Source organism: Acidovorax sp. (assembly GCF_046291265.1).
In the GTDB taxonomy this organism is placed as follows: Bacteria; Pseudomonadota; Gammaproteobacteria; order Burkholderiales; family Burkholderiaceae_C; genus Acidovorax.
In genome coordinates this window covers 44566-51153 of the sequence record NZ_JBKBTV010000035.1, presented here as the reverse complement: position 1 = coordinate 51153, position 6588 = coordinate 44566, and the positions used below count along the sequence as shown (strand labels likewise).

The 6588-nt window shown below is 64.5% G+C and carries 6 protein-coding genes and 1 pseudogene; 1 reads left to right on the top strand and 6 read right to left on the bottom strand.

The window, feature by feature from the left end; genetic code table 11:
* The 6 genes and pseudogenes from ACK41V_RS14345 to mfd all read right to left on the bottom strand — a co-directional run.
* A pseudogene (locus ACK41V_RS14345) lies at window positions 1–336 on the bottom strand (phosphoserine phosphatase SerB); the annotation flags it as partial.
* Window positions 337–421: 85 nt separating this feature from the next.
* A complete protein-coding gene (locus tag ACK41V_RS14340) occupies window positions 422–610 on the bottom strand; it encodes a DUF3149 domain-containing protein (RefSeq protein WP_409783272.1) in 189 nt (62 codons plus the stop codon).
* A 95-nt stretch (window positions 611–705) separates the two neighbouring features.
* A complete protein-coding gene (gene map, locus ACK41V_RS14335; RefSeq protein ID WP_409783271.1) occupies window positions 706–1500 on the bottom strand; it encodes a type I methionyl aminopeptidase in 795 nt (264 codons plus the stop codon).
* Window positions 1497–1751: a ParD-like family protein gene (locus tag ACK41V_RS14330; protein WP_409783270.1), complete on the bottom strand. Its 255-nt coding sequence runs from the start codon at window positions 1749–1751 to the stop codon at window positions 1497–1499. The genes map and ACK41V_RS14330 overlap by 4 nt, the downstream gene beginning before the upstream one ends.
* Before the next feature lie 103 nt (window positions 1752–1854).
* Window positions 1855–1980 carry a hypothetical protein gene (locus ACK41V_RS14325; RefSeq protein WP_409783269.1) on the bottom strand — a complete coding sequence of 42 codons (126 nt, stop codon included), beginning with the start codon at window positions 1978–1980 and terminating at the stop codon, window positions 1855–1857.
* 92 nt (window positions 1981–2072) lie between these two features.
* A complete protein-coding gene (gene mfd, locus ACK41V_RS14320) occupies window positions 2073–5546 on the bottom strand; it encodes a transcription-repair coupling factor (RefSeq protein ID WP_409783268.1) in 3474 nt (1157 codons plus the stop codon).
* Window positions 5547–5641: 95 nt separating this feature from the next.
* Here mfd and ACK41V_RS14315 point away from each other — a divergent pair, with 95 nt between their 5' ends.
* Complete coding sequence (locus tag ACK41V_RS14315; RefSeq protein ID WP_409783267.1) at window positions 5642–6577, top strand: 2-C-methyl-D-erythritol 4-phosphate cytidylyltransferase; 936 nt, start codon at window positions 5642–5644, stop codon at window positions 6575–6577.
* Window positions 6578–6588: the final 11 nt, after the last annotated feature.

The window sequence follows — 6588 nt, the reverse complement described above, 5'->3', positions numbered from 1 at the left end:
GGCCTTGGCTGCGGTGATCAGCTCTTGGGCGCCGGGGTTGAAGCGCAGTCGTTCGGTAAACACCTGCTCCATGTGCTGCACCGTCACGCCTTGGAGCAGGGCCACGCGCTGGCGCAGGCTTTCTTTGTAGTCGGTGATCACGCCCTGCATGGCGGCTTCGGTGATGGCCGCCACCTCGGCCTTGCGGCCTGCGGCATCGGCGATTTCGTCCACGCACTCGATGTTGATGAGCGTGGAGTCCATGTCAAACGCGATGAGCTTGTAGGCGGACAGGGACAGCGGGGGCTCGATGCCCTGGACAACAAGGCCGGGCGCGAATTCGGTAGCGTGGGCCATGGCAGAAACGGAGGATTCGATTTGTGGGGACATAACCCGCAATGGTATCGCTCCCCCTCAGCCGCCTGGCCCGCACGGGCCGGTTTCAGTGTGACGGTGGCAGGTTGTTGCCGAGACCCGCGTGTGCGCCTGTGGCAGGGTGGGGTGTGGGCGGCTCGTTCATCTTGACCAGGAACATGCGCACAAAAAATGCCGCCATGCACAGCATGAACCCGATGCCGATGATGCTCATCAGGCCGTAGTCGGTGGAAAACAGGTCGGTCAGCAGCTTCATGGGGCACTCCTTTGTTGGGGTGCCCCACTATCACGCCGGGGGTTGAAAAAGCCCTTGTGTTGCGTCAAACACCGGGGTGGCGCAGTCTGGCTGCGTCAGCCCATGGCCGGGTAGGCGCCTGTGCCTTCGGGCCAGGCGGTAAGCACCTCAAAACCGTCGGCGGTGACTGCCACCATGTGCTCCCATTGCGCCGACAGGGAACCGTCGCGCGTGACCACGGTCCAGCCGTCTGCCAGTTCGCGGATGTCGCGCTTGCCCGCGTTGATCATGGGCTCGATGGTGAAGACCATGCCTTCCTCCAGCCGCAGCCCCTGCCCGCGCTGGCCGTAGTGCAGCACTTGGGGCTCGTCGTGGTAGATCTGCCCAATCCCGTGCCCGCCGTACTCGCGCACTACGCTGAAGCGCTCGCGGTGCGCCACCGTCTGAATCGCGTGCCCGACATCGCCCAGCGTGGCGCCCGGCCGCACCTGCTGAATGCCCGCCCGCAGGGCCTCATAGGTGGTCTCCACAAGGCGGCGTGCCAGCGCGCTGGGTTCGCCCACAAAGTACATGCGGCTGGTGTCACCAAACCACCCGTCCTTGTTGACGGCCACGTCGATGTTGACGATGTCGCCCGCTTTCAACACCGTGTTGGCCGACGGAATGCCATGGCAAACCACCTGGTTGACCGAGGTAAGCACCGTTTTGGGAAACTCCATGTAGCCCAGGTTGGCAGGGATCACCTTCAACTCGTTCACGATGAAATCGTGGCAGCGCTGGTCCAGCGCTTCGGTGGTCACACCGGGTTGTACATAGGGGGTGATCATGCGCAGCACCTCGGCCGCCAGCTGTGCTGCCTCGCGGGCCATGGCGATATCGGCTGGAGATTTGAGAGGAACGCGGGATCTCATTGGACGCGCCTTCTGGACTGCATGGGCTGTGCGGGCACAGACGCGGCCACGGTGGCCAAATCAAACCCCCCGGCTTGTTCTGCCCGGATCAGCATCTGGCAGATTTCGCTGTGGTCGAGGTGGGGATGCAGCTCGGCCAGCATGCCGATGCGCATCCAGTGTTCTGCTTGCGCGTTGATGGAACGAGACAACGCGTTGCTGGCAACGCGCAGGTTCTCATGCATTTGATCTGAAATTTTGACGATACCCATGCCGCGAATTGTATATGAAACGTATATGGTTCATATGCTTTTGGGTTGGGCGTGACCTCCGACTACCTCAGCGACGGAACCGTGCACGGTACGCCCGTGAGGCTTATTGCGGCACCAACTCTGCAGCCTTCACCAGCTCCGCGTGGATCTTGATCTCTTGCGTGATCGCCTCCTTGAGCACTGGCGCTGACAACGCGGCGGTGGCGCCGTGCCGCTTTTCATGCGCCAAGGTCGTTTTTATTCAAAAAGCTATAATTTTGATAGCTTATAGCGCTTATTGGATAAGCGCTAGAGGCCAATTTGACTCATATTCTCTCGGTGCTAGGCCACCACCGGCTGCCCCAGCGAGCGCAAGATGTCCCGCACCATCTGCGCCCGGTCTTTCGGGTCCTTCAGTTCGCGCTCGATGCGCAGCTTCTCGTTGCCCGCCAGCTTGATGTGCTTGTTCTTCTGGATCAGCTCGATGATGCGCATCGGGTCAATCGGCGGCTGCGGTTTGAAGGTGATATTGATCACGCCGGGGGCAGCATCGACCTTCACCACGCCGTAGGGCTGGCTCAGCACGCGCAGGCGGTGCACGTCGATGAGGGTCTGCGCCTGCGGCGGCAGCTTGCCGAAGCGGTCCACGATCTCTTCGAGCAGGCCGTCGATCTGGTCGGGCGTCTTGGCCGTGGCCAGCTTCTTGTAGAACGACAGGCGCAGGTGCACGTCGCCGCAGTAGTCGTTGGGCAGCAGGGCGGGGGCGTGCAGGTTGATGTCGGTGGTCACGGACAGGGGGCTCAGCAAGTCGGGCTCCTTGCCGGCTTTGAGCGACTTCACAGCCTCGTTCAGCATTTCGTTGTACAGCTGAAAGCCGACTTCGAGCATGTTGCCGCTCTGGTTCTCGCCCAGCACCTCGCCCGCACCGCGAATTTCGAGGTCGTGCATGGCCAGGTAAAAGCCGCTGCCCAGCTCTTCCATCTGCTGGATGGCGTCGAGCCGTTGCTGCGCGTGTTTGGTCAGGCCCTCGATGTCGGGCACCATCAGGTAGGCGTACGCCTGGTGGTGGCTGCGGCCCACGCGCCCGCGCAGCTGGTGCAGCTGCGCCAGGCCGAACTTGTCGGCGCGGCTCATGATGATGGTGTTGGCCGTGGGCACGTCGATGCCGGTCTCGATGATGGTTGAGCACAAGAGGATGTTGTAGCGCTGGGCCACGAAGTCGCGCATCACGCGCTCCAGCTCGCGCTCGGGCATCTGGCCGTGGGCCACGGCGATGCGGGCCTCGGGCAATATCTCTTCGAGCTTCTGGCGCCGGTTCTCGATGGTTTCCACCTCGTTGTGCAGAAAGTACACCTGCCCGCCGCGCTTCAACTCGCGCAGCACGGCCTCGCGGATCACGCCCGTACCCTCGTTGCGCACAAAGGTCTTGATGGCCAGGCGCCGCTGCGGTGCGGTGGCAATCACACTCAGGTCGCGCAGGCCTTCGAGCGCCATGCCCAGCGTGCGCGGGATGGGGGTGGCCGTCAGCGTCAGCACATCCACCTCGGCGCGCAAGGCCTTCATCTGCTCCTTGTGGCGCACGCCGAAACGGTGCTCCTCGTCGATGATCAAAAGACCCAGGTCGTGGAACTTGGTTGATTCACTGAGCAGCTTGTGCGTGCCGACCACGATGTCTACCGTGCCGTCGCCAATGCCCTTGATGGCAGTGGTGATCTCTTTGCCCGAGCGAAATCGCGAGACCTCGGCCACCTTGACGGGCCACTTGCTGAATCGGTCTATCAGCGTCTGGTAGTGCTGCTCGGCCAGCAAAGTGGTGGGTGCCAAAAATGCCACCTGCTTGCCGCCGGTGACCGCGACGAACGCAGCGCGCAGCGCGACCTCGGTTTTGCCAAAACCCACGTCCCCGCAGACCAGGCGGTCCATGGGGCGGGGGCTGATCATGTCCTGGATCACCGCGTGGATGGCGGCGTTCTGGTCCGCGGTCTCGTCAAAGCCAAAGTCGTTGGCGAATGTTTCGTAGTCTTGAGGGCTGTAGCGGAAGGCATGGCCCTGGCGCAGTGCACGACGGGCGTAGATGTTGAGCAGCTCGGCCGCGCTGTCGCGCACCTGCTCGGCGGCCTTGCGCTTGGCCTTTTCCCATTGGCCGCTACCGAGCTTGTGCAGCGGCGCCTCGTCGGCGCTCACGCCGGTGTAGCGGCTGATGAGTTGCAGCTGGCTCACCGGCACATACAGCACGGCCTTGTCGGCGTACTCCAGGTGCAAGAACTCCTGCATGGCAGGCGTGCCGTCGGGGTTCTTGTTGCCCACGTCCATGTTGACCAAGCCGCGGTAACGGCCGATGCCATGCTGGCTGTGCACTACCGGGTCGCCCACGTTCAGCTCGGCCAGGTCCTTGATCAGCGCCTCGACGTCGCTGACCTGCTCCTGCTTTTTGCGGCGGCGCGTGGTGGGCCCGGCGGCAAACAGCTCGGTCTCGGTCACGAAGTCGATGCCGTCCTCGATCCAGCTGAAGCCCACGGTGAGCCCGGCGGTGGCAATGCCCACCTTTTCGTCGGCTGTGCCCTGGAACTCGGCCAGTGAGTCGAACGCGGGCGGGCTGACCCCGCTGGCACGCAAAAAGTCGAGCAGGCTCTCGCGCCGGCCATCGCTCTCGGCCAGCAGCAGCACGCGGTGCTGCGTGTTGCGGATGTGGGCGTGCAGCCGGGCCAGCGGGTCCTCGGCCCCGCGCACCACCGACAAATCGCCGAGCTTCTGGAAGTGCGGGTTGTCGGCAATGTCCTCCACCCCGGGGCGAATGGACAGCTGCGCGTGCAGGTTGGCGCGCGTGTAGAACTGGTCTACCGAGAGGAACAGCGACTCGGGCGGCAGCGCCGGGCGCTCCGGGTCGCCCTGGATCAGGCGGAACCGGTCTTTCGTGTCCTGCCAGAAGCGCTGGAAAGCCGGCTCCAGGTCGCCATGCAGCACCACCGTGGCCTCGCCACCCAGGTAGTCGAACACGGTGGCTGTGTCGTCGAAGAACAGCGGCAGGTAGTACTCGATGCCCGCCGTGGCCACGCCGTTGCCCATGTCCTTGTAGATGCGGCTCTTGGTCGGGTCGCCCTCCAGCATCTCGCGCCAGCGGCTTCGGAACTTGGCGCGCGAGTCGTCGTCCATCGGGAACTCGCGGCCGGGCAGCAGGCGCACTTCGGGCACGGGGTACAGGCTGCGCTGGCTGTCCGGGTCGAAGGTGCGGATGCTGTCGATCTCGTCGTCGAACAGGTCCACCCGGTAGGGCACCAGCGAGCCCATGGGAAACAGGTCGATCAGCCCGCCGCGCACGGCGTATTCACCCGGGCTCACCACCTGGGATACATGGCTATAGCCTGCCAGCGTGAGCTGGGCCTTGAACTTCGCTTCGTCGAGCTTCTGCTTGACCTGAAAATGGAAGGTGTAGCCCGCCAGGAAGGACGGCGGTGCCAGCCGGTACAGCGCCGTGGTGGCGGGTACCAGCACCACGTCGGCCCCCGTTTCCCCATCCTTTTGGCTGATGCGCCACAGCGTGGCCAGCCGCTCGCTGATCAAATCCTGGTGCGGAGAGAAAGTGTCGTAGGGCAGTGTCTCCCAGTCCGGGAACAGAGCGCAGCGCAGCGAGGGCGCGAAGAACGCCATTTCCTCGATGAGGCGCTGGGCATCGGTGGCGTCGGCAGTGACGATGGCGGTGGTGCGACCCCCTGCTTTGTCGCGCTCGGCCAGCCGGGCCAGCAGCAGGGAATCGGCGCTGCCCACGGGACGGGGCAGGGTGAAACGTTTACCGGGGGAGAGTTTGGGCAGTTCCATGCGGACGGTGTCGTCTGGGCCCGCCGCATCCCCTGGGGCGCAAAACGCGCACGGGCTGGATGGGGGGCAGCGGGAGATTTTAGAATGAGCGACCCATGACTGCTCCGTTGCTGCAACCTCCGCTCGCCCCCTTGTCCGCCCACGGGCGTTTTTGGGCACTGGTGCCCTGCGCAGGGATCGGCTCGCGCGCCATGGCGGCGGGTGCTGCGGCTCACCCCCCCGCAGGGGGCTCCTCGCCCGCCCCTGCAGGTGAGGGCTCCTCCAGCATTTCGACGCTGGCCGCATTTTCAGCCGCAGAAGTGGCACCATCTGTACTTACTGGCCCGTTACCCAAGCAGTACCACCCGGTGGCCGGTCATCCGATGGTGTTGCACACACTGGGTGCCTTTGCCGGCGTGGGACGGTTGCTGGGCACGCTGGTGGCGGTGGCGCCGGGCGACCATTTTCTGGACGCCCATGCCCATGCGGCCTTTTTTGTGGTCGAGTGCGGCGGCCCTACCCGGGCCGACACGGTGTTGGGGGGGCTCAAGGCACTGCTGGCGCGCGGGGCGCAGCCAGACGACTGGGTGCTGGTGCATGACGCCGCGCGGTGTCTCATCACCTCCGAACAGATCGATACCCTCATCGATCAATGCGCAGGCGACAGCGTGGGCGGCCTGCTGGCCCACAAGCTGGCCGATACGCTCAAGACGTCCATTGACGGGCCAGGCGGCGTGCGGGTGGCCTCTACGGTAGACCGCAGCAACAAGTGGCTGGCGCAGACACCGCAGATGTTCCGCATCGGGCCGTTGATGGACGCCATCGAGAAAGTGGGCTCCAACGTGACCGACGAGGCCAGCGCCATGGAGGCGATGGGCCTGCACCCCCGGCTGGTGCCGGGCGGGGCGCAGAACTTCAAGGTGACGTACCCCGACGACTTTGCGCTGGCGGCGGCCGTGCTGGCGCAGCGCGGTTATGGAACCACGCTGGCGCGCTTTGGTGGAGAGCGGGGCCAGGTGACGGTGACCCCGGGCAAAAAGAACCTGTTCTGAGCGGTGGATCG

Bases quoted from the DNA above. Each gene is read 5' to 3' on its own strand.
- ACK41V_RS14340 (WP_409783272.1), bottom strand. From the start codon at position 610: ATGAAGCTGCTGACCGACCTGTTTTCCACCGACTACGGCCTGATGAGC.
- map (WP_409783271.1), bottom strand. From the start codon at position 1,500: ATGAGATCCCGCGTTCCTCTCAAATCTCCAGCCGATATCGCCATGGCC.
- ACK41V_RS14330 (WP_409783270.1), bottom strand. From the start codon at position 1,751: ATGGGTATCGTCAAAATTTCAGATCAAATGCATGAGAACCTGCGCGTT.
- mfd (WP_409783268.1), bottom strand. From the start codon at position 5,546: ATGGAACTGCCCAAACTCTCCCCCGGTAAACGTTTCACCCTGCCCCGT.
- ACK41V_RS14315 (WP_409783267.1), top strand. From the start codon at position 5,642: ATGACTGCTCCGTTGCTGCAACCTCCGCTCGCCCCCTTGTCCGCCCAC.